The 22,517-nt window shown below is 40.0% G+C and carries 26 protein-coding genes; 10 read left to right on the top strand and 16 right to left on the bottom strand.

Translation table 11 applies throughout. The features are described from left to right. The first annotated feature begins 170 nt into the window (after nucleotides 1-170). The gene (locus INP95_RS05280) at nucleotides 171-875 is read left to right on the top strand and encodes a phosphoribosyltransferase (protein WP_118796317.1); all 705 of its coding nucleotides are present in this window, start codon (nucleotides 171-173) and stop codon (nucleotides 873-875) included. A 315-nt stretch (nucleotides 876-1,190) separates the two neighbouring features. Here the strand turns inward: INP95_RS05280 and INP95_RS05285 are convergent, their stop codons facing one another. Together INP95_RS05285 and INP95_RS05290 are read right to left on the bottom strand one after the other, a co-directional pair. Continuing rightward, nucleotides 1,191-1,871 carry a helix-turn-helix domain-containing protein gene (locus INP95_RS05285; protein ID WP_232088508.1) on the bottom strand — a complete coding sequence of 227 codons (681 nt, stop codon included), beginning with the start codon at nucleotides 1,869-1,871 and terminating at the stop codon, nucleotides 1,191-1,193. A gap of 306 nt (nucleotides 1,872-2,177) precedes the next feature. Then, the gene (locus tag INP95_RS05290) at nucleotides 2,178-2,465 is read right to left on the bottom strand and encodes a hypothetical protein (RefSeq protein WP_070583400.1); all 288 of its coding nucleotides are present in this window, start codon (nucleotides 2,463-2,465) and stop codon (nucleotides 2,178-2,180) included. Nucleotides 2,466-2,712: 247 nt separating this feature from the next. Here INP95_RS05290 and INP95_RS05295 point away from each other — a divergent pair, with 247 nt between their 5' ends. The 3 genes from INP95_RS05295 to INP95_RS05305 all read left to right on the top strand — a co-directional run bounded on the left by INP95_RS05295 (nucleotide 2,713) and on the right by INP95_RS05305 (nucleotide 4,035). Next, the gene (locus tag INP95_RS05295) at nucleotides 2,713-2,904 is read left to right on the top strand and encodes a hypothetical protein (protein WP_005653495.1); all 192 of its coding nucleotides are present in this window, start codon (nucleotides 2,713-2,715) and stop codon (nucleotides 2,902-2,904) included. 14 nt (nucleotides 2,905-2,918) lie between these two features. Next, nucleotides 2,919-3,509, top strand: a complete 591-nt coding sequence (locus tag INP95_RS05300) for a recombinase family protein (protein ID WP_020910025.1) — start codon at nucleotides 2,919-2,921, stop codon at nucleotides 3,507-3,509. Nucleotides 3,510-3,591: 82 nt separating this feature from the next. Next, complete coding sequence (locus INP95_RS05305; protein WP_020910026.1) at nucleotides 3,592-4,035, top strand: hypothetical protein; 444 nt, start codon at nucleotides 3,592-3,594, stop codon at nucleotides 4,033-4,035. A gap of 76 nt (nucleotides 4,036-4,111) precedes the next feature. On the opposite strand, the gene INP95_RS05310 is transcribed toward INP95_RS05305, so the two are convergent. The 6 genes from INP95_RS05310 to INP95_RS05335 all read right to left on the bottom strand — a co-directional run bounded on the left by INP95_RS05310 (nucleotide 4,112) and on the right by INP95_RS05335 (nucleotide 7,148). Beyond that, nucleotides 4,112-4,873: an N-6 DNA methylase gene (locus tag INP95_RS05310; RefSeq protein WP_020910027.1), complete on the bottom strand. Its 762-nt coding sequence runs from the start codon at nucleotides 4,871-4,873 to the stop codon at nucleotides 4,112-4,114. A gap of 103 nt (nucleotides 4,874-4,976) precedes the next feature. Then, a complete protein-coding gene (locus tag INP95_RS05315; RefSeq protein WP_020910028.1) occupies nucleotides 4,977-5,930 on the bottom strand; it encodes an ArdC family protein in 954 nt (317 codons plus the stop codon). A gap of 130 nt (nucleotides 5,931-6,060) precedes the next feature. Next, on the bottom strand, nucleotides 6,061-6,219 hold the full coding sequence (locus tag INP95_RS05320; protein WP_005667862.1) for a hypothetical protein: 159 nt from the start codon (nucleotides 6,217-6,219) through the stop codon (nucleotides 6,061-6,063). A 3-nt stretch (nucleotides 6,220-6,222) separates the two neighbouring features. Further along, the gene (locus INP95_RS05325; RefSeq protein WP_005687602.1) at nucleotides 6,223-6,471 is read right to left on the bottom strand and encodes a hypothetical protein; all 249 of its coding nucleotides are present in this window, start codon (nucleotides 6,469-6,471) and stop codon (nucleotides 6,223-6,225) included. Nucleotides 6,472-6,473: 2 nt separating this feature from the next. Continuing rightward, nucleotides 6,474-6,707 (bottom strand): hypothetical protein, encoded by a 234-nt coding sequence (locus tag INP95_RS05330; protein WP_005653503.1) that lies wholly within the window; start codon nucleotides 6,705-6,707, stop codon nucleotides 6,474-6,476. Nucleotides 6,708-6,791: 84 nt separating this feature from the next. Next, nucleotides 6,792-7,148, bottom strand: coding sequence for a hypothetical protein (locus INP95_RS05335; protein ID WP_044509376.1), 357 nt, complete (start codon nucleotides 7,146-7,148; stop codon nucleotides 6,792-6,794). 380 nt (nucleotides 7,149-7,528) lie between these two features. Here INP95_RS05335 and INP95_RS05340 point away from each other — a divergent pair, with 380 nt between their 5' ends. Genes INP95_RS05340 through INP95_RS05355 form a run of 4 tightly spaced genes read left to right on the top strand, consistent with a single transcriptional unit; the run spans nucleotide 7,529 to nucleotide 11,342 of the window. Then, nucleotides 7,529-7,966: a TIGR03757 family integrating conjugative element protein gene (locus INP95_RS05340; protein WP_020910030.1), complete on the top strand. Its 438-nt coding sequence runs from the start codon at nucleotides 7,529-7,531 to the stop codon at nucleotides 7,964-7,966. After that, nucleotides 7,963-8,904, top strand: coding sequence for a TIGR03756 family integrating conjugative element protein (locus INP95_RS05345; RefSeq protein WP_011271853.1), 942 nt, complete (start codon nucleotides 7,963-7,965; stop codon nucleotides 8,902-8,904). Before INP95_RS05340 ends, INP95_RS05345 begins: the two co-directional genes overlap by 4 nt. 14 nt (nucleotides 8,905-8,918) lie before the next feature. Beyond that, on the top strand, nucleotides 8,919-10,919 hold the full coding sequence (locus tag INP95_RS05350) for an integrating conjugative element protein (RefSeq protein WP_005687597.1): 2,001 nt from the start codon (nucleotides 8,919-8,921) through the stop codon (nucleotides 10,917-10,919). Nucleotides 10,920-10,934: 15 nt separating this feature from the next. Next, nucleotides 10,935-11,342 (top strand): hypothetical protein, encoded by a 408-nt coding sequence (locus tag INP95_RS05355; RefSeq protein ID WP_005667853.1) that lies wholly within the window; start codon nucleotides 10,935-10,937, stop codon nucleotides 11,340-11,342. A gap of 44 nt (nucleotides 11,343-11,386) precedes the next feature. On the opposite strand, the gene INP95_RS05360 is transcribed toward INP95_RS05355, so the two are convergent. The 3 genes from INP95_RS05360 to INP95_RS05370 form a co-directional block, all read right to left on the bottom strand. Then, nucleotides 11,387-11,566, bottom strand: coding sequence for a hypothetical protein (locus tag INP95_RS05360; protein ID WP_005667851.1), 180 nt, complete (start codon nucleotides 11,564-11,566; stop codon nucleotides 11,387-11,389). Between the two features lie 223 nt (nucleotides 11,567-11,789). After that, nucleotides 11,790-12,650, bottom strand: a complete 861-nt coding sequence (locus INP95_RS05365) for an inhibitor-resistant broad-spectrum class A beta-lactamase TEM-30 (protein ID WP_021561477.1) — start codon at nucleotides 12,648-12,650, stop codon at nucleotides 11,790-11,792. Between the two features lie 47 nt (nucleotides 12,651-12,697). Continuing rightward, nucleotides 12,698-13,255, bottom strand: a complete 558-nt coding sequence (locus tag INP95_RS05370; RefSeq protein WP_001235713.1) for a recombinase family protein — start codon at nucleotides 13,253-13,255, stop codon at nucleotides 12,698-12,700. Between the two features lie 163 nt (nucleotides 13,256-13,418). Here INP95_RS05370 and INP95_RS05375 point away from each other — a divergent pair, with 163 nt between their 5' ends. Together INP95_RS05375 and INP95_RS05380 are read left to right on the top strand one after the other, a co-directional pair. Beyond that, nucleotides 13,419-16,424: a Tn3-like element Tn3 family transposase gene (locus INP95_RS05375; protein ID WP_001143760.1), complete on the top strand. Its 3,006-nt coding sequence runs from the start codon at nucleotides 13,419-13,421 to the stop codon at nucleotides 16,422-16,424. Nucleotides 16,425-16,581: 157 nt separating this feature from the next. Next, complete coding sequence (locus INP95_RS05380; RefSeq protein WP_005667844.1) at nucleotides 16,582-16,911, top strand: hypothetical protein; 330 nt, start codon at nucleotides 16,582-16,584, stop codon at nucleotides 16,909-16,911. 55 nt (nucleotides 16,912-16,966) lie between these two features. Here the strand turns inward: INP95_RS05380 and INP95_RS05385 are convergent, their stop codons facing one another. Genes INP95_RS05385 through INP95_RS05405 form a run of 5 tightly spaced genes read right to left on the bottom strand, consistent with a single transcriptional unit; the run spans nucleotide 16,967 to nucleotide 22,510 of the window. Beyond that, the gene (locus INP95_RS05385; protein WP_011271852.1) at nucleotides 16,967-18,460 is read right to left on the bottom strand and encodes a conjugal transfer protein TraG N-terminal domain-containing protein; all 1,494 of its coding nucleotides are present in this window, start codon (nucleotides 18,458-18,460) and stop codon (nucleotides 16,967-16,969) included. A gap of 8 nt (nucleotides 18,461-18,468) precedes the next feature. Next, nucleotides 18,469-18,792: a hypothetical protein gene (locus INP95_RS05390; protein WP_011271851.1), complete on the bottom strand. Its 324-nt coding sequence runs from the start codon at nucleotides 18,790-18,792 to the stop codon at nucleotides 18,469-18,471. A 9-nt stretch (nucleotides 18,793-18,801) separates the two neighbouring features. Continuing rightward, nucleotides 18,802-19,245 carry a hypothetical protein gene (locus INP95_RS05395; RefSeq protein ID WP_005687593.1) on the bottom strand — a complete coding sequence of 148 codons (444 nt, stop codon included), beginning with the start codon at nucleotides 19,243-19,245 and terminating at the stop codon, nucleotides 18,802-18,804. Further along, nucleotides 19,217-22,087 (bottom strand): conjugative transfer ATPase, encoded by a 2,871-nt coding sequence (locus tag INP95_RS05400; RefSeq protein WP_011271849.1) that lies wholly within the window; start codon nucleotides 22,085-22,087, stop codon nucleotides 19,217-19,219. The genes INP95_RS05395 and INP95_RS05400 overlap by 29 nt, the downstream gene beginning before the upstream one ends. 15 nt (nucleotides 22,088-22,102) lie before the next feature. Beyond that, nucleotides 22,103-22,510, bottom strand: a complete 408-nt coding sequence (locus tag INP95_RS05405; protein ID WP_011271848.1) for a TIGR03751 family conjugal transfer lipoprotein — start codon at nucleotides 22,508-22,510, stop codon at nucleotides 22,103-22,105. Between the last annotated feature and the right edge of the window lie 7 nt (nucleotides 22,511-22,517).

Below are 22,517 nucleotides of genomic sequence, written 5' to 3' on the forward strand. Positions count from 1 at the left end.
AATCGGAGATAAATATTAAAGCCATTTTGAAAGCCTTTTGGCCTTTTTAGGTAAGACCTTTCCCTTGGAAAGGTTACCTTTATTACATTACCCTTAATCCCGTTAGGGATTCCTTTAACCTTTTGTTTTTTTTGCTACAATAATAACAATTACAAAAAAAGAAGAAAAATATGAAGTTTGAAATTAAAGATAACCAGGTTGTTATAGCTTCTTACCCTAGCAAAGAAACCATATTAAAACATAATGGAGAAATAACTATATACTCTATAATTAGGCGTTATAAAGAACGAAGAGGGAAATGCAGACCTATCGGTGATAATTGCCCCATGTTGTATGCCATGAAAGGAGCTGAAGGGTTAACAACAGATATTGAAACTATCGATGCTGTATATGAATACGCTAAAAAACTGATTGATGAATATCCATTTGAAGAACATATCGAACAACCATTTGATGTGATCATACTAATGCCATCTAAACATAGTATTGGGCGTAATTTAGCTTGTTTATTGCAGCAAAAATTTAACATAAATATTATTGATAATTTTCTCAGAAAAAAAACGCCTCAAACATTGATTGAGGATGTTATAAGTGATAACACAATTCCCCCAGATAAAAAACAGTCCTTAATTACTGCATTAAAGAGAAGCGAAGGGAGATTATCAATAAAAGACATAGCTCCGAAGAATAGATGCTACTTACATATTTTTTGTGGTGATCATGTAAAATTACCAGCTGATGCTAAACATGTATTACTCGTTGACGATATATCTTCTTCAGGAACAACATTTGAAAGCGCGGCAGCAGTGATTAGACAATATTGCAAACAAGTTGAAATGATCTCAGCAGTTACATTATTTGCACCGATTAAATGAGTTTTAAGTAACGATTAGCTATTGTCATTAATCATAAGAATTAATCATAAGAGTTAATCATAAGAGTTAATCATAAGAGTTAATCATAAGAATTAATCATAAGAGTTAAAATTAGATTGACATTTAATTAGTAAATACTTAACATTAAGCACATCTAAGAGATTAGATTGACAGGGTAAATGTCCCCTCGGTCATAAAACATAGCAGGGACCCGCAGAGTGCAACTTCGGCCAGCTTATAATGAGCAAGTAGAAGGAGTTCTAGGCAGCGGCTAGAAAAATAATGAAACAATGGGGAGCTTGGCTCCCCATCATTTTATCTATTAGGATATATCAGTTCATTATAATTTTTTAGGTAATATTGGTTAGGTAAATTAACCTTCTCTCCATTAACCTTATCGTATCCTCTATCAACTCTGCTGAGTAGTTCATTTACCAGCATGAATGATAATGTCTTTTTTATAAACCCTTTTGGAATTCCTGTTTTTTCAGTTATCTTGAGATAAGATGCCATTGAATACTTAAACTTTTTATCTCTTATTGCAGAAAAATAAATGAATAATTTTAGTGCATACAATTCAATTTGTGAACGCAACGAGAAGCTTCTACAAAATATGCCTTCTAGCTCATGAATTGGGACTTTACACCACGTTTTATCTTCATTTTGATTTACTATATATTGGTTTGTTCTTCCAATTCTCTTAATTGAAATAATATTATTGGATTCCAATACTTTTAATCCCATGCTTATAGATTGCCTACTAATACCTAGACTCTCTGAAAATTCTTTATAAGTAAAATTTGTTATCAACTCATCATTAAATTCATCTTTTTGTGCCTTACTTACGATAATTAAAAATATCATTAATGCAGCAATATTTGCTGCATTCATTTGATTTTGGTTATTAGATGAGTATCTAAATTTTTTTAGACCACCGTCAATAACCCATCTACTCGGCATTTTGGACCAATATTTCATTTTTTTTTGTACACCCATAAAAATAGACTCATACATAAGAACATAAATCCAATACCAATTGAAAGATCGGTTAATTCAGTTACAAAGGTAGATAAATGATCTAAATTGAAGTTTGATAAAACGGTCATGATTAATGATAAAAATCTCTGTATTTGCATATTGATAAATTCCCATATAAATTTTCATACGGTATATTTATCTTTAAATGACCCCAATATCTAGATATAGTTTTTATAAAATTTACATAAAAATGTAATAAAATCAAATTGTTGCTTATTAAAAATTAGTCTTTATTTTAAACTAATTAGTTCATAATGGATAGATTTATTCACTGTACATTTCATCCAGGCTATCATAATCGCTATATTCATTCTCTGATTCTGTTGTATCTTCGTTTAATTCTGATTCTAATGTTCTTCGGTCTTCATCACCTAAAAATTTCCAGTAGTTACAAATCAACTCCTTTTCGCCATATTTTTCCCATACTCCTGGATAAAAGTATTCTGCTTCAACGTGACAAATCCCTCCTTCGTGAGGGTCTCTTATATTAGCTATAGATTCAAGGCTTTGAGTTGCAATAATACACGTGATATAGAGTAGATGGCGTTTCATAGTTGGGTCAGTATTTTAAAAATGACTAATTCTAAACATCCTATCCAATACTAAGTAGCTTTATTTAGAAACTCTCCTGAAGATAAAAATAAATTATCAATGATGATACAGAGCTAAATCTATATTATTTGTCTAGAAACTTTGATTTTGGTTTTTAGACGGTCTAAAAACTAGAGAAGGGTAAGATTTTAGACTGGCAATATTAGGTAGTCTAAAAAGTATTGAATTTTTAATAAAGGAGTTAATTATGGACTATGATTATCAAAAAGGCTTTGAAGAAGGTTATAGAATGATTATGGGGGCATCTGCATTGCTACCTTTAGCACCTATTCAACCATTGACACCGCTTGGAAGTACTCCATTTAGAGAGGGATTAAAAGCTGGTATAAATTTAGCTAAAAGAAATAACCAACAGTCATTTAATAACATTTTTAAATAATTTTAAGAGAGAAGATGGCATTAATAGGATTTGCTCGAGTATCAACTCAACAGCAGGATCTAAGTGAACAGATTCAAGTATTAAAAGAATACGGCTGTAAGAAAATTTTTTCAGGGAAGCATTCCGGTAAAGCTGAGAAAAATAAAGCACAATTGGATGAACTACTGGATTATATCCGAGAGGGTGATGTCGTTGCAGTAACTAAGCTTGATCGCTTAGGAAGGAGTCTTGCTCAGTGTTTGAATACACTTGAACTATTTAAGAATAAAAATATTGGTTTTGTTGCAATACAACAAGGAATAGATACCCGAACCCAAAACAATCCTATGGGGATGGCCTTAATTCAATTGTTAGGTATTTTTGCTGAATTGGAAAGGAGTTTTATTGTTGAGCGTACTCAGGAAGGGAAGCGAACAAAACTTGCTTCAGGTCATAAAAATGCATTAGGCGGCCGTCCACCTAAAGTGACAGATAAAATACGTAAAAAGATTTATGCGGATTTTAAAGCTGGTGATTCTATTTCAACAGTAATGAAACGATATGATTTATCTAAATCAACAGTGGCGAGACTAAAAGGTATTTATAACAGAGAGAATAAGAATTAACTAATAAATTCTTTTTTATGAAGAATTTAATGTAAAATATATTGTCTAAGCAGTTAGGATTTAAATAACTAGGAGTCAATTTATGACAAATTTCATTAAACTAAAAATTGAAAAAAAAATTGAAAATGATGCAGGTGAACTTCAAGGCTTTGAGTGGGTAGAGGTTTATGTCAATGCAGATAATATATCCCATTTCAAAAAGGTCAAAAATAGGTTATGCCCAAATAAAAATGTTGAAAAAATATATTTCACTGATGAGAAATATAAAGATTCTACTTATTATAGTCGGTTAGAAAAGTATCTATTAAAATCAAAGACACAAGATGCATTTCTAAAAGATGAATTTAGTGACTTTATTCAAAAGTATGGAAGGGCTGATGTTAGTGCTATTTTTGCTGGGGATATTATGTTTTCTGAGGCTATTGAGGTTTACTTTAAAGCGGGGGTTCATCCATTAGATAGTTCTGATAAAGAGCCTGTTATTTCATGTTGTGGTTTAGAAGAGCTTAGGATATTGGTTCCCTAAGTAGAGCAAAGCAAAGTAGAGCTTAAATCTGTATAAATAAAAAAATGCACTTACTTTTAAAGTAAGTGCATTTTTTCTAATAAAACATAGGTTCATTTTCCCAATCAATGTCAAGCGGGGGTTCTTCTACTGGTTCAGGTTCAATAACTTGATATTCTGCTTCAGTATAGGAATCTGCACTCTCCAATTTTTTGTTCCAATTTCCCATTATGTGAGCAGGTGTGTATAAATGGTAATTCACCTCATCTTTAAGGGTGTTACCTATAATGACTTCTCCCGGTATATGCAAGAGTGTCATTTGTATATAACACATTAATGCTGCAGTAAAATCCAAATCTCTTGCTTGAGCCCACATTTGTTGCTGAGGGTTGAAGTCCTCTTCGCGCAAATAATTATAAGCCTCAATAATCATTACGCCTGACCCACAAGTTGGCTCTTGCAATGTCAAAAAGCCACGTTTTTTAATTAAACTATGACAATCTGATAGAGTTACTGCTGCCATTAAGTGTGCAATGTGACTAGGTGTGAAATATTGAGCTTTATATTCATCACCTAAATCTAACGCCATGAACACGGAGCCTAGGAAATCATAGGTTTTATGCTCCAAAGCTTCAACAATAATGTTGAAAAGGCGACTGAGAGCTTGTATTTCATCCTCATTATAATGCCCAGCTGCACTCTGATAGCGTTGTCTCAACGATTCGTCTGCTTGTGCACCATATAGGATAAGATAGAACTCTAGGGCAAAGATTGTAATAAAGTCGTAAAACACTTCAGAACGTCGATATTGTGGTGCAATCGACTTAAAAAGTGCGGTAAATTTTTTCTCGAAATCCATAGATTACTCCTAAAATAACGGGAGTAATCCCCTTTGAGGATTACTCCCCAAAGGGTGGTTTATGAGAGCTCTAACAAAAAACGTTAGAATGGTTTAATTGAGGCTAAGCCGCTAATTTTGCTTCTTCATTCGATGTTAATTCGAGAGCATTTAACAAGAATTGTGTTGCTTCACGTGCTTGAGAAGATGCTCGGAAAATAGCTTTTTTATCGGCTTTTAATGCGTTAATCCAATGTTCAATATACGCTGCATTTTGTGAAATATTATTGCAAACATTCACGTGCGCACAGGTAAAGGCGCTTGTGAGTTCAGCTATTAATTCTTCAAATGCATATTGTTCAGAACCAAATTTATCAAATTTAGCTACACCGTCACGATTTAATCGGTCTTTATGCCCGGTGGCATGACCGCATTCATGCAGTAGAGTTGCATAGTAGTCGTCAGCTGTATTGAATTTTTTGAAATCCGGCATCACAATGCAATCTTTTCTCGGCATATAACAAGCACGATCTTGTGCTTTGTTATACAGCTGCATACCCATTTTATTGGGTAATACATCTAAATCCGGACGAGCTTGCATTTCAGAAGATTTTTCCGGTTCAGGAAATTCCTCATAGTATTTTTCTAAACCTTCACACTGTTCAATATTAAACACGTGATGGCCACGAATAAATACAGATGACTTCATTTTCGGATCACCGTTTTCATCAAGTACAACATTTCCGCTATCGTCTTTTTCTTCAAACATATTTTGTTTATAGAAAATAATAACCGTACTTTTTTCACCTGTGCGAACTTGACCACCTAGATGATTTGCCCCTTGAAAAGTTACCCACTTGCGTTGAGTAAAGTTTTTTCTAATGGCGCTCATCCAAAGCAGAAGTACATTGATCCCAGAGTATTGACGACCACTTTCACCGTTGCATGGAATAGCCATTTGTGGCCATCTACTATCCCAAGGTTTTTGCCATGGCATCACACCTTGTTCTAATGCTTCGAGAATTTGGTCTGTAATTTGTTGGTATAAATCTTTGGCAGGTTGAGTTCTTTTTTTCATGGTTGTTCTCCAACAAAAAAAGGGAACAACCCCCCGAATGGGAAATTGCTCCCAGTCGGGTAAAAGAAAACCTTGAACACGCCAATGGCATGATCAAGGTTTGTTGTAAAGGTTGCAGGTATTAATTCAGTTATGAATTAACACCAAGGGAATGTGTTTTCTTGCTTTGTGCTTTTTGCTCTTGTTGGCGTTTTAATGATCGCACGCCAATAAAAGCAACTGTTCCCATAAAAAACAGTACAAAGACAATTGCAAAGAGGAACCCATTCCAGTTTAACGTAATATTCATACGTTACGCTCCGTCTGTCTCCATTAAGTTGTTGCAATATTTAGCTAACAACACACCACAGAACCAAGCTATTCCGCCAAATATCATAATGATAATGGCAAGAAGTAGCGGAATATTGTCATTCTGAACAAACATTGCGACAAACGCAATACCTAAGATGTAAGTGCCGATTTTACGAAAATCTTCAGAAACCAGCAGCATTGTTTTTTTGTCCCAATTGGAACTAACAAGCTTGAGTAAACGCTTAATCATGTTTACCCCCTTACACTTAACAAATCTTTACGGTTTGCGTATGGCGAAACTGTAAAGAAGTGATATTTCTGTCCGTATTGACTAGGGATATTCACCATAATACGAGTAGAAGATACATCTTTTCCTCGATTTTCCCAGGCATTTAATGCTTGAGTGCGAACTTCCTCTATTAGAGATTCTGAGTCATTATGTTTGGCTAAATAAGCTAAACAACTGTTATGTAATGTCACTTTCATAAGTTTTCTCCTACAGCAAGGGAAACCTTTACCTCTAAGGGTAAAAATTCCCCTTAGGGTTGAAAATGAATAGCTTATGCAATGTTAATGCATAAGGTAGTAAAGAGTACCCACTGTACCAACAATACCGACAATCAAAAATAAAATGCTAAATAACGTTGTTCGTTTTAACCACGTTCTTTGCACATCATCAATAATTGCCTCATATTCTTCCGCTTGGCTATCTAGCATCATTTGTAATTCGCAAAGCCGACGAGCTTCTTCGTCTTCAATGCTTTGATTGATACCAGATGTTACTTGTTTGTATTTGTCGGTTGCTTTGTTTTTAGCTGCAACGAAAAAACGGCCCAAGTGTTTTCCCACACGGAATGATAATGTTGGAGTTTCAAGAGGGTTACTTGATGGAACATCATAGTGTTCCAATTGAGTGGATGAGGACATAGTCATTCTCCTAATGTGAAATAAAAAATTCCTTGGAAAAATGACATGCCCGAAGGAAATCATTTTCCCTCGGAAGGTCTTTAAGGTGGCATTCCTACGATTGCGTAGAGTATCCTTTCAGAATGCTGGATAACATTTTGGCTATGATTCTACTTGCACTAAGGCAAGGCGTTGCTTCTCAAGAATCGTGCAACTTATAAGAGCTGTTTGCACAGCGACTTATCAAGTCCAATCATACTTAATAAGGCTGTCGAATCTCTATCAAAAATTGTTTTTTGGAAATGGAGAATTTATCTCAAAATCAAAAAGAATTTTTTATATATTCCCCCCTGTCATTTCGTTAATGTTTCAACTATCCAATTTCATCGTAAAGGATGGTTATGTCTATAAAAAAATCACTGTTTCTTTTCGGTTTGTTACCACTATCAGTGTTCGCCCAGGGGCCTAATCCCATAATTACTGTTTATTCAACACAAGATTATCCAATTCTTCACGCGGAGCTTGCAAGCCAGGTGTATTTACTTGATCAAGTTGAGCAATGGGAAAATTTGATTAGTCAGCGATTGAGTGCGAATCCTAGTGTAGCAGCTCAGCAAGCATCTCAGATTTTTCAGTCTGCTGAATGGAAACAGTCTGAAGAGCAATTAAAGCGTTCTTATCAGGGCCTTATAAGTGGTTGGCAAAATGGAATCAAGAAGGTGCCTGCAATTTTATTTCAATATCCGGGAAAAGAGGATAGCGTCATATATGGCGAAACCAATATTGCTCAGGCATTAAGTTTATGGCAACGAGAGATTACAAAAGAGGGGACAAGATGAAATTGAAAAAAATGACATTATCCGGGCTTTGTATTGCAATTGCGTTGACCAGTATTTCAGGGCAAGCTTCGGAGTCCGGTCAATCTTCTTTAAATACTGCATCAATTATGGCATCAAGTGCTTCGACAAGTTGTTTAGATTATAAGGTCGTGGGCACTTGTTTTTGGCTATTTTGTACAAAATTCGGCTGTAAGATCCGGACATCTACGAAAATAAAACACTATATTCCCGAGGTAGTGGTTTCAAGTTATAACCATCAGGCTCAAAATCCTTGGGTGGAAATGAATTTCCTTAGCAATGGGGTAAAAGGTGGAGATTATCAATCACCACACAAAGACTACACGCAAGCAACATTTAAAAATGTTGATGTAATCGGTCATCCGCAGGGGGCGATTAGTCAAATGCTTAATAGTACAGGGTATTACTGCAAAAGTCAGACAACGCCTTTTGTGCCTTATTACTTGAGTGGTTTGGACTTTTTAGCATGGCGATTTGGTGTTCCGGAAATGGTTTATCCTGAAGCGCTTATTCCAGGTATGAGAGAAATTAGAGCAAATGGAGACACTTGGGGAAATATTTATCCACGAGCGGGTACAGTAACACAAGTTCATGACTATAAAGCTTCAGCTGTAACAGCGCATCGAGTAGCGGATGTTGTGACAAATACTTTCCAACCACATGTATATATACCGATTGCGAAAAAAGATAATCAATCGAATGGTGAGTGGTTTCCCCCTCCAGTGAAAGAAGGGGATGAAAAGACACATAAATGGCAACAGCTTCACCCGGTTACTTCACAGTCTTGTGCTATTTTCCCTGATAACCCGCCAAGTATGCTATCTGAAAATGGTAGTTATGCCTGGGCATTATGGCGCCCTTACAAGTGCTGTAAAAAACGCGGACAAACATTTTTGTATAGTATTGATTGGTCTAATTAATAAAGGAATTGAGTATGAAATTAAATCATGCACTGAAAGCATCTTATATTGCTATATCGTGCGCAATCTTATCCTCAACCATGCCAGTATCAGCTTCTAATAGTAATCCGTTTGGATTTAATAAAGCCGATTCTATTTTGTCTGATATGGTGTTTTATCAAATTGGGGGCGGTGTAGGTTATATGGCTCCCCCGAGTCGAGGTACGATTCCTGCAGCTGAATTTGGGATTGGTTGGAAAGCTAACTTGATGTGCGGTAATTTTGACATTAAGACGAGTATTAAAAATCAGTTAAATGGTTTAACTGAAGGATTTAAAGATCTTTATAGTAACGTTATCGAATCAGCCACAGGAGCTGTGGCGAGTTTACCTGCAATGGTTATTCAACGAGCAAATCCTCAGTTATACGATATTCTTACGAATGGTTTATATCAAGGTAAAATTGATTTTAATAGCTTAAAAACCAGCTGTGAAGAAATGTCTAAGAAGCTTGCAGACGCAACTTTAAATGGTCGTTGGTCTCAAAGTTCGGATATGGAATCCTTTAAAGACATTACTTCAACTGAACCAGATGCTACTCGAGCTAAAAAGAGACTTGAGGAATCTCAAGGTAAGGAAGGTAAAGAGTGGGTCGGGGGTAAAAAACGCGGTGGCCAAGGACAAGAACCAATCAAAATTGTTGAGGATGTTGCAAAAGCTGGCTACAACATGCAAAACAAGCGTAATGTATTAGAATCAGGTCGAATCTCCGGTAGTAGTTGTAGCGGATTACTTTGTCAAACTTGGGATAATCCTAAAGATATGACAGATTGGTTAACGAATGTGATCGGTGAGAAGCAATTAACTACTTGTAAAACAGATTGTGGTACTGCTAGTAGCTCTCGAGCTGGTGTTGGTTTAACACCTGAAATTGAAAAAGAAAATATTAAGACGGTAACTCAATTACAAAAAGCGCTTAACATGAGCACTCCTTCCGTTGAAGTACTTGCAGAATTAAGTTCTACAACAGTTCCTGTAACTCGTGGCTTAATTGAGTCTTTACGAGAAGATCCCGATGCTCAAGTATTAGGGCAGCGTTTAGCCAGTGAAATTGCTGTAGCTAAAACAATGGAGAAAATGCTTCTTGCACGTCGAGCTGTTTTAACGGGTATGCGTGAGCCAAATGTGGCCAACAATAAAGATGCTCAAGAAGAGTTAGAAAAGATCCTCACTTTAATTGACCGAGAAATAGGTCAAATTAGAATGGAGATTGATCTACAAAAATCACTTACCGGGAATTCCGCAGTTGCAATCCTACAAAATAAAGAGCTACGTGAATATAACACTGGAACCGGAAATGTTACACGTGACAGTGTAGATAAACGGATTAGCGATTTAGCTAATGGTACGAATAGCAATGCTGCTGAATTGGCAGATGCTGACAATATCAATATTCCTCGTAACAATGTCACTTTAGAAGTGCCTCAGATGTCAAACTCCCTGTCTTACACCGGGACTGGCGGTACATCCGGAAATAGTAGAGGTAACACTTCTTATTCATCAGTTCCAGCAATTAAAGGGACTGCACTTGATCAAGCTACAGGGTTGTTGAAAAAATTTGAAGGGTTTAGTGATAAAGCATATTGGGATGTCAATGCTTATCGCACTGGATATGGTTCAGATACTATCACAAAAGCGGATGGTACAATTGTCAAAGTAACGAAAGATACTGTAGTTAGTCGCGCTGACGCAGAGCGTGATTTAGCACGTCGAACACAAGAATTTGCAAATAGAGCGAGAAATAACGTATCATCTTCAACATGGGATAAGTTACCGCCAAATGCCCAAGCCGCATTAACATCTTATGCCTATAACTATGGCTCATTAACAAAAGATGTGATTGCTGCAGCCCAGGCATCTGCGCAATCAGGCGATATGAACGCACTAGCAAATGCAGTAAGAAATCGTCAAAACAATAATAATGGTGTAAATGCTAAACGTCGTAACCAAGAAGCAGATTACATTTTAGGAAAATAAATAAAGGATATTTTTATGAAAAAATTACTCACTATTGGAGCGGTAGCTATGTTTGCAACGCCAGCTTTTGCAGCTAATAATATTTTTTCTTGTACAGCAGAGAACGGAAGCCCGGTGTCTGTAACAAAAAATGGTTCAGATTATGAATTCACTTATGGCCAGGTTTCTTTTAAAAATCCGGTAAAACAAGTTTTTGCTAATCAGGATTCTTATGTAGCTACTGGTTCAGGATTTATTACTAGCTCATTAGAAATGAGAAATAATGGCACAAGTTACACGATTCAATTTGTGCAACCACACAATAGTAACAGTATTGAAGAGCCAATGCTTTATATCACCAATGGCAGTAAAATGGATACGGTGAGCTGTAAAGCGGGTAGTGCAACTCAAAACTTTGAACGTCGCAGTATGAAAGCTTCATAAGCGTAAATAGAGATAAAATAAGCGGGATTTTCCCGCTTATTTTTTTAGTGGTATTCACTATTTTTAAAGATTTGTATTAAATTATTTAAAATCTCCTGTTCACATTCATTTCCGTTAATGATGTTCAGTTCATCATCAAGATGAGTAAGCATTTCATCAATTCCTAATTCATTCATTGCTATTTCATTTAAACTAATAAGCCATTCTTTAAAACGAGCTTTCATATCTCCTCCTGGTACGGTTTATTTTTATATTGCAGTGTTAAGGTACATTGAGGGGATAGATAAATCAGTAAAATTAGGGGTCTGACGCTCAGTGGAACGAAAACTCACGTTAAGGGATTTTGGTCATGAGATTATCAAAAAGGATCTTCACCTAGATCCTTTTAAATTAAAAATGAAGTTTTAAATCAATCTAAAGTATATATGAGTAAACTTGGTCTGACAGTTACCAATGCTTAATCAGTGAGGCACCTATCTCAGCGATCTGTCTATTTCGTTCATCCATAGTTGCCTGACTCCCCGTCGTGTAGATAACTACGATACGGGAGGGCTTACCATCTGGCCCCAGTGCTGCAATGATACCGCTAGACCCACGCTCACCGGCTCCAGATTTATCAGCAATAAACCAGCCAGCCGGAAGGGCCGAGCGCAGAAGTGGTCCTGCAACTTTATCCGCCTCCATCCAGTCTATTAATTGTTGCCGGGAAGCTAGAGTAAGTAGTTCGCCAGTTAATAGTTTGCGCAACGTTGTTGCCATTGCTGCAGGCATCGTGGTGTCACGCTCGTCGTTTGGTATGGCTTCATTCAGCTCCGGTTCCCAACGATCAAGGCGAGTTACATGATCCCCCATGTTGTGCAAAAAAGCGGTTAGCTCCTTCGGTCCTCCGATCGTTGTCAGAAGTAAGTTGGCAGCAGTGTTATCACTCATGGTTATGGCAGCACTGCATAATTCTCTTACTGTCATGCCATCCGTAAGATGCTTTTCTGTGACTGGTGAGTACTCAACCAAGTCATTCTGAGAATAGTGTATGCGGCGACCGAGTTGCTCTTGCCCGGCGTCAACACGGGATAATACCGCACCACATAGCAGAACTTTAAAAGTGCTCATCATTGGAAAACGTTCTTCGGGGCGAAAACTCTCAAGGATCTTACCGCTGTTGAGATCCAGTTCGATGTAACCCACTCGTGCACCCAACTGATCTTCAGCATCTTTTACTTTCACCAGCGTTTCTGGGTGAGCAAAAACAGGAAGGCAAAATGCCGCAAAAAAGGGAATAAGGGCGACACGAAAATGTTGAATACTCATACTCTTCCTTTTTCAATATTATTGAAACATTTACCAGGGTTATTGTATCATGAGGCCCTTTCGTCTTCAAGAATTTTATAAACCGTGGAGCGGGCAATACTGAGCTGATGAGCAATTTCCGTTGCACCAGTGCCCTTCTGATGAAGCGTCAGCACGACGTTCCTGTCCACGGTACGCCTGCGGCCAAATTTGATTCCTTTCAGCTTTGCTTCCTGTCGGCCCTCATTCGTGCGTTCTAGGATCCTCCGGCGTTCAGCCTGTGCCACAGCCGACAGGATGGTGACCACCATTTGCCCCATATCACCGTCGGTACTGATCCCGTCATCAATGAACCGGACTGCCACGCCCTGAGCGTCAAATTCCTTTATCAGTTGGATCATATCGGCAGTGTCGCGGCCAAGACGGTCGAGCTTCTTAACCAGAATGACATCACCTTCCTCCACCTTCATCCTCAGCAAATCCAGCCCTTCCCGGTCTGTTGAACTGCCGGATGCCTTATCGGTAAATATACGGTTTGCTTTCACACCTGCGTCTTTGAGTGCTCTGACCTGAAGATCAAGAGACTGCTGACTGGTTGAGACCCGAGCGTAACCAAAAAGTCGCATAAAAATGTACCTTAAATCGAATATCGGACAACTCATGTCTATTATTACAAATTTACGATTTAATAGACATATTAATGTAACAGTTTTACGATGTCCGATAATTTATAACATTTCGTACGGTTGGAAAAATGTTACTAAATGCCCGTCAGGCAGGGAGGCCGATATGCCCGTTGACTTTCTGACCACTGAGCAGACTGAAAGCTATGGCAGATTCACCGGTGAACCGGATGAGCTTCAGCTGGCACGATATTTTCACCTTGATGAAGCAGACAAGGAATTTATCGGAAAAAGCAGAGGTGATCACAACCGTCTGGGCATTGCCCTGCAAATTGGATGTGTCCGTTTTCTGGGCACCTTCCTCACCGATATGAATCATATTCCTTCCGGCGTCCGGCATTTTACCGCCAGACAGCTCGGGATTCGTGATATCACCGTTCTTGCAGAATACGGTCAGAGGGAAAATACCCGCCGTGAGCATGCAGCGCTGATACGTCAGCACTATCAGTATCGTGAATTTGCCTGGCCCTGGACATTTCGCCTTACCCGTCTTTTATATACCCGGAGCTGGATAAGCAACGAACGTCCTGGCCTGCTTTTCGATCTGGCGACAGGGTGGCTTATGCAACATCGTATTATTCTCCCCGGAGCCACTACGCTGACCCGGTTGATTTCAGAGGTAAGGGAAAAGGCGACGTTGCGCCTGTGGAACAAACTGGCACTGATACCGTCAGCCGAACAGCGTTCACAGCTGGAGATGCTGCTGGGGCCAACTGATTGCAGCCGCCTGTCTTTACTGGAATCACTGAAAAAGGGCCCTGTGACCATCAGTGGTCCGGCGTTTAATGAAGCAATTGAACGCTGGAAAACTCTGAACGATTTTGGCCTGCATGCTGAAAACCTGAGTACACTCCCGGCTGTGCGCCTGAAAAATCTCGCACGTTATGCTGGTATGACTTCGGTGTTCAATATTGCCAGGATGTCACCGCAGAAAAGGATGGCGGTTCTGGTTGCCTTTGTCCTTGCATGGGAAACGCTGGCGCTGGATGATGCATTGGACGTTCTGGACGCCATGCTGGCCGTTATCATCCGTGACGCCAGAAAGATTGGGCAGAAAAAACGGCTCCGCTCGCTGAAGGATCTGGATAAATCTGCATTGGCGCTCGCCAGCGCATGTTCGTACCTGCTGAAAGAAGAAACACCGGACGAATCGATTCGTGCTGAGGTGTTCAGCTACATCCCAAGGCAAAAGCTGGCTGAAATCATCACGCTTGTCCGTGAAATTGCCCGGCCCTCAGACGATAATTTTCATGAAGAAATGGTGGAGCAGTACGGGCGCGTTCGTCGTTTCCTGCCCCATCTGCTGAATACCGTTAAATTTTCATCCGCACCTGCCGGGGTTACCACTCTGAATGCCTGTGACTACCTCAGCCGGGAGTTCAGCTCACGGCGGCAGTTTTTTGACGACGCACCAACGGAAATTATCAGTCGGTCATGGAAACGGCTGGTGATTAACAAGGAAAAACATATCACCCGCAGGGGATACACGCTCTGCTTTCTCAGTAAACTGCAGGATAGTCTGAGGCGGAGGGATGTCTACGTTACCGGCAGTAACCGGTGGGGAGATCCTCGTGCAAGATTACTACAGGGTGCTGACTGGCAGGCAAACCGGATTAAGGTTTATCGTTCTTTGGGGCACCCGACAGACCCGCAGGAAGCAATAAAATCTCTGGGTCATCAGCTTGATAGTCGTTACAGACAGGTTGCTGCACGTCTTTGCGAAAATGAGGCTGTCGAACTCGATGTTTCTGGCCCGAAGCCCCGGTTGACAATTTCTCCCCTCGCCAGTCTTGATGAGCCGGACAGTCTGAAACGACTGAGCAAAATGATCAGTGATCTACTCCCTCCGGTGGATTTAACGGAGTTGCTGCTCGAAATTAACGCCCATACCGGATTTGCTGATGAGTTTTTCCATGCTAGTGAAGCCAGTGCCAGAGTTGATGATCTGCCCGTCAGCATCAGCGCCGTGCTGATGGCTGAAGCCTGCAATATCGGTCTGGAACCACTGATCAGATCAAATGTTCCTGCACTGACCCGACACCGGCTGAACTGGACAAAAGCGAACTATCTGCGGGCTGAAACTATCACCAGCGCTAATGCCAGACTGGTTGATTTTCAGGCAACGCTGCCACTGGCACAGATATGGGGTGGAGGAGAAGTGGCATCTGCAGATGGAATGCGCTTTGTTACGCCAGTCAGAACAATCAATGCCGGACCGAACCGCAAATACTTTGGTAATAACAGAGGGATCACCTGGTACAACTTTGTGTCCGATCAGTATTCCGGCTTTCATGGCATCGTTATACCGGGGACGCTGAGGGACTCTATCTTTGTGCTGGAAGGTCTTCTGGAACAGGAGACCGGGCTGAATCCAACCGAAATTATGACCGATACAGCAGGTGCCAGCGAACTTGTCTTTGGCCTTTTCTGGCTGCTGGGATACCAGTTTTCTCCACGCCTGGCTGATGCCGGTGCTTCGGTTTTCTGGCGAATGGACCATGATGCCGACTATGGCGTGCTGAATGATATTGCCAGAGGGCAATCAGATCCCCGAAAAATAGTCCTTCAGTGGGACGAAATGATCCGGACCGCTGGCTCCCTGAAGCTGGGCAAAGTACAGGTTTCAGTGCTGGTCCGTTCATTGCTGAAAAGTGAACGTCCTTCCGGACTGACTCAGGCAATCATTGAAGTGGGGCGCATCAACAAAACGCTGTATCTGCTTAATTATATTGATGATGAAGATTACCGCCGGCGCATTCTGACCCAGCTTAATCGGGGAGAAAGTCGCCATGCCGTTGCCAGAGCCATCTGTCACGGTCAAAAAGGTGAGATAAGAAAACGATATACCGACGGTCAGGAAGATCAACTGGGCACACTGGGGCTGGTCACTAACGCCGTCGTGTTATGGAACACTATTTATATGCAGGCAGCCCTGGATCATCTCCGGGCGCAGGGTGAAACACTGAATGATGAAGATATCGCACGCCTCTCCCCGCTTTGCCACGGACATATCAATATGCTCGGCCATTATTCCTTCACGCTGGCAGAACTGGTGACCAAAGGACATCTGAGACCATTAAAAGAGGCGTCAGAGGCAGAAAACGTTGCTTAACGTGAGTTTTCGTTCCACTGAGCGTCAGACCCCAATTAGTAAAATTTGCGACGTGGATCGCAAAAATCACATTTTTCCTGCTTAAAACGAGGTTTTAATAAAAGAATAATAAGAGTACAATGAGAGTAAGTCAGAGTATTTTAATAGGAGAGAGAATATGGACGCTCAAAAGTTTGGCCATACTGTCGGACAATTTTTTAAGAAAATTGACCGCACTTTGTCATTTCTCCCAGGAAAGCCTCGTAAAGCTGTTGTGACAGCTGCTGCTCTTGCTGCGAGTCCAATTTTGGCCGGAGTTATAATTTCCAAAACCAAGCCTTCTAAAAACATTGAATATTTAGATGAAGAGCCAGTAAGTGATACATCTTTGTTGTCAGAATTACTTGCAAATGATGATTCATCAGAAGAAGGAAAGTGGGATTATGGTTTTCAGGGGTTTGGCTATTATATTAACGGAGTAAAAGTTTACGGAGATGATGACGATTAATTATTTTCGTAAATAAAAAAGTCCATCTGTCTAACAGATGGACTTTTTTTATACGTTATATTTTTTTACTAATTTTATCTCCAAATTGCCCCCCTGATTTTTGGGATGATTCAGTTCCTTTCGCAATGGCAGCGCTAAGCTCGCCACCCACTCGAATTCCAGCCCAGGTCATTGCTCCAAACCATAAACCAGGTAAAATTATAAATAAACTCCCCATCACAAAGTTAGAAATAATGTCATCTTCTGCATTTTCTAAAAAGTGGATGTTTAGCATATTATGAGATGGAGAACTATACATAATTTCTATTAGGTATGAATCAAGCCATCTTGCTAACTCCCACCAAAATGTGGTTGTAATGAGTGCAAAATATACGAAGCTTAATGTCATTACAGTTTTAATAGCAAAGCCACTTAAAATCGTAATAATTGGAATTAAAATAATTACAGCCATAATCATAAAGGCTTGAACCATTGGTAGGGCTTGTCGCATTGCATCTAGGCCTGGGAATATAGCCAAACTTCCAACAGCCGTTCCTACAGTTGAGGTGAGTCGAGTAACCGCATTCCAAAATCCAGCATCCACGCTACCACCGTAACCTTGATACATTTTCCCTTTTGAAACATCTATGTTTTCAGAGCGTAAAAGTGTTCTCAATAAAGCTTCATCTTGGTTGTCGATAGAGTTAAAGAAATCACTCACCTGGGCAGATAAGTTTTGACGCATATCTGTAAGTAAGCGAGATTTTAATCCAGCTCCACTTTCATCCCACCATTGATCACAACTTGGGAAACCACCTTTTCCCGAATTAGGTAATGCCGCATCTCGATTTGCATCATAAGGGAACGTGCTAATAGGTTGCTGAGCCCTAAAACGAGGGTAGAGCTCGCTGTTATTAATAAGCAATTTACCACCTAACCAGGATGTTTCGCGGATTTGTGCCGGACTCAAGGCAAGTTGGCTTGTTTGTAATTTTTGACGAGCCGGGATATAGCATTGTTGCACAAATTGCTGCACTTCAGTTAATAATGCTGGGTTAGTGATTTTTTGATGTTGCACTTCAAATCTAACCTGACGTAAATCACGCTGGCAAGGCAATACTGCAGTCATACCATAAGTTAGACCTTTATCCACTTTGTGCATCAACATCCACCAAATAGGAATTCGGGCTTGTCTGTCTCCAAATGTTGTCGTAAATGGCGCATAGCCTGATTTATCCGGGGAAGCAGGAACTTTATAGCCACATTGAATAGATGAACGTTCATTGTATTCAAGGTTATTCAATGATACCGGGATAAGAGGGGCTAATGTCAAAACAACGATAAGCATTGCTGGAAGGAGTTCGATTGTGAGCCAGCGGATTAATAAATCCCCTTTCTCACCTTCATCATCCCCTTGTTTAGCTACGTCACGCCAAATTTTAAAGATCATTCCGATAAGCGGAAGAAGCCATAACCCTGTTCCAACAAATAACGCAAAAACTCCGTTATTAAGCAACCAACCAAGTAGAGTCAGGAAATATTCAAGATAACTGTCAACTGAGAATGTCATATTTCCCCCTAAGCTAAAGTAATCTGTGTAATCGCTTCAGCAAAAATTAAAATCATCGCAATTAACCATTTTGCTTTTGCCGGCATAGAAGATGGTTGGCGACGAGAAATGGAATAGACCATCAACATAATCGCACCATATAGTAATAATCGTACTGCAAACCATATCCACTGCGTTTTAATAAACCAAGCACGAATATCAACATTCTGAAGATATTGAGTTGCAAAGATGCCAATTGCAGTAAGGGCTAAAAATAAAAATAAAAGGATAGCAATAAAACGGAGTACATTTTTAAGCCATCCTCTTGATTGTGGCTTTTTACCTTGAGACATCAGGACTCCTTATTCATTACCCACAGTCTTATCCCCAAAAACTGGGGATAAGTCAGCAGGGGATTCCCAAATTGCAGCTAATTTCCAAAGCAAATATTGAATTAACCAATATGCATCAACGTGATCGGTTAATTCCACATTAAGTCTAGCTGGCCAGTTTTCGGAAGAAAACACAGGTAATTGGAAACGCCCGGAGATATTAAATAATAAATGCACTTCACCTTTATCTCCTTTAGCGTGTACTTTCCAACTTGATTGAGTAAATACACGCTGAGGAAATGCGCTTAATTGGCAGTTTGAACCAATTTTTGTCTTAATTTTTGCAATGAAATGCAGCACGTAGGCTTTCACCTCATCAGAGGTAAAAGCAAGTGATTGGATGCGAGGCCCAATGTCAAAAATACGATGAAAAGTCATATTAGGATTAGGCTGCGATTGAGTTAAGTTCGTCATTGACTGCAATCCCCCGTTTTTTGTCTAAGTCTTTAGCAACCATCAATGCCGCATCTAACTCAGTACAGTTATGTTCCATCATTAATTGTTTACGTTGTGCTTTCTCGTGTTTTTCAGTCATCCCTAGTGCTAAGTAAAGACTAGGTGGAACAACACGGAATAAGGCTTCCATATTGGTTGCGAGCACCACACCTTCAGTATATTTCTTATCTGCTTTTTTCGCAGATAACAACATCATTTTCTGAGCTTCGGATAAACGACGGAAACGGTTTACCTGTTCGACTTCATCATTAGAAAGGTTAAGTAATTCCCACCATTCAACCATGCTGAGTAATTTATCAGATTCATCAGGGAAGTCAGCCATATTCTGTGTAGCTAACCATAACCAAATACCCAATTTACGCCACATTTTAGAACCTTTAACCAGGAACTTAGCTAGAAGTGGATTTACGGTAATGATATGCGACTCATCCGTAATGTTCACGATAGGGCGGAAACTGTGTTGATATTTTTCACCTAATGAGTTGATATGGTTAATTAGGGAAATATACGAAATCGCTAATTCAGCTTCATAGCCATCACGTGCAAACATCGCCAAATCGACAAGTGTAATATCAGCTTCAGGCCAAATTTCCCCTTCACGGTTAAAGAATCGACCATTTACCCCAGTGCAGAAAATATCCATTGCTTCGGCCATATCTGCAAGACGAGATGCACGTTCCGGGCGAATATCTTGGCGACGACTTAACTCCTCAAGTGCGGCTTTTACATCCCCGGTTAAAACTTGACGAGGTGGGGTCTCTTGTGAAGTTTTCTCTGCAGCTAATAAAATAGCCTGGCGAATAGCCGAGCGGTCAGCACGGCTCATTTTCTCATCTTCCTTCGCTTCTCCCCCGGTGATCATTAAGCGAGCGGTTAATTCCATTTCCGCAAGTAAGTCTCGTTGTTCCTCGCCTTCATCTTCATTATCGTCATCATCTTGAACTTCAAGATCGATATCCATTTCCAATAAACGATGCGCTTCAGAGAAGAGCGGTAAAGCGATGTTACTACTTGGCTCAAGAGATACCCGGTTAACCGTTAAACCGTAACGCTCCGCATAATCTGAAAACAATCCAAAAGAGTTACCTGCTTCTACAATAAACAAGCGAGGACGGTGCACCGCCATCAGTTGTGCCATTTGTGCGGTTAATGTTGCCGATTTACCTGAACCTGTAGGGCCTAAAATGAGCTTATGCGCATTTTTAGTCCGGTCTTTAGGGTTTAGTGGGTCAAAATCTAATGGGCTTCCACCGCGGTTAAAATAGGTGATTCCTGGGTGTCCCGTTCCGGTCTCACGGCCAAATACAGGTAACATATTCGCAATGTGTTGCACCCAATAATATTTGGTATAAAAACGAGATTTTGCATCTAATTGAGGATTAAAATTCATCGGTAGCCAGCGTAAATAGCTATTAAGAGGCGCAACTTCGTTGCCTTCTTTTACCGGCACTAAATTATTACTGAGTAAAACCGTTCTTAATTCTCTTGAGCGAATGCGTAGCTCTTGATCGTCTTTCCCTCTTACATAGAAAACCATGCCAGCTTGATAAAGCTTGTGTCCGTCTTTTAAATATTCCGTTACTGTGAGGGCATCTTGTTTTAAATAGATAGACTCATAGTTATTACCGACAGCTCGACTACTTAATTTGTCTAAATGCGCCTGTAATTTATCTTGAGGATGAATGACTACAGTGATAGCCATAATGGTTGATTCCGGCAATAAATCAAATAGTGCATTAATATTACGACCTCGAGTGACTTCGCCTGTCATGTGGCCAACATCCGGCTGCTTACGAATATTATCAACTACAATGACTTCGTGAGGTTGCTCATTAAAATACCAATAGCCATTTTTACTTTCCGGTGGCGTAAAAAAGAGATTTTCACTAAAATCTTGGTCTTGTAATGGTAGAGCAGATTCATCCTTAGAGAGTGATAAAAGATCATAGCAAGCTTTATCATCGAGTCCGTTAAAATAGCGTGATGGATTTGGATTAAACCATTCTAATAACCAACGATGAATTTGTGTTTCATTTTGGCGTTCCATGGTTAATCCAGCTGTGATAAAAGCACTTTGAACACGATCACAAGCTGTATTTAATTTCTCGATTGTATCTGTCTCATTATTTCCAGCATAACGATAAATAACCATGCGTGTTTTACGCACTTTTCCAGCCCATGCCGTATTTGTTACCCGGTCATCAACAAAAAGCCCACCTGGTTTACCTACTGCTTTTAAGTGACGCTCCATTTCACCAAGCCACTGTTCTGTAAACTCACTACCGCTCGCTTCAGGTGAAGTGGTTTTAATGTACTGTCTCAGATTCTCAACATAACCGCTTAAATCCTTGTCATCCTGGCAATAGAATTGTACAACGTAAGGGTTGGTATCAAGTTCATCGAAACTATCCTGTAAGGCATCTTTAACCAATGTGCGAACGCGATTAAGATAGTCGCTGCTTCTTCCCTCAGTTCCTATAGGCTTAATATCAAATACCGCACCTGCACTTTTAGCATCATCAAAAAGCATTACGCCTTCTTCTTCCAAATATTCCGCATAAGGAAGATTGGAGATAAAAGAGGGATCGCGCCCATAAAGCATTTTAACATGTTGCTCTCTGGTCATTTTTCTATTACGCATAACAGGAGTGATTTCAATCGTCTCTTCTACGTTATTGGTATCATCCTGCTGTGCTTCTTCCGGTGCAATGGATGTTAGGATAGGTTCCTTTTTAGGTTGAGGCTTATCACCTTTTTTAGCAGGGAAGAAAGCCTCTAACACGTCTTGGAATAATGCCATCGTTTCTTACCTCATCTAGTACATTCTTGTACGCTCACCCGGTTGGGCATATTGCACACGTCCATAAAATGGAATTACTGAAGAATAACCTGGTACAGGCATTTGCTCTGAGGAATCAGTTAAGTGCGGATAAACATACATCACTAAATCAGGGTTTGGTAAACGAGGGAAAAGATTTTTCACCTCGTTTTCTGCTGTACGGGTATAAGTTTGTTGTTCACGAGATGAAACGTAATTTGGTGCATCAATAAGACGGCCATTCGGTGTCCGATAAGATGTAATATTGCTATCATTACCGCCTCGATTCCAAATATCTTTCATTGTTGCATCGCCTGTTGGCAATAAATCACCTTGAGAAGTTGAGCAGCCAGTCAAAACACTGCTTGCGGCTAAAATCACGCCCATCATCATTAAAACTTTCATTATTGCT

It is taken from the genome of Haemophilus parainfluenzae, assembly GCF_014931375.1.
GTDB lineage: Bacteria > Pseudomonadota > Gammaproteobacteria > Enterobacterales > Pasteurellaceae > Haemophilus_D.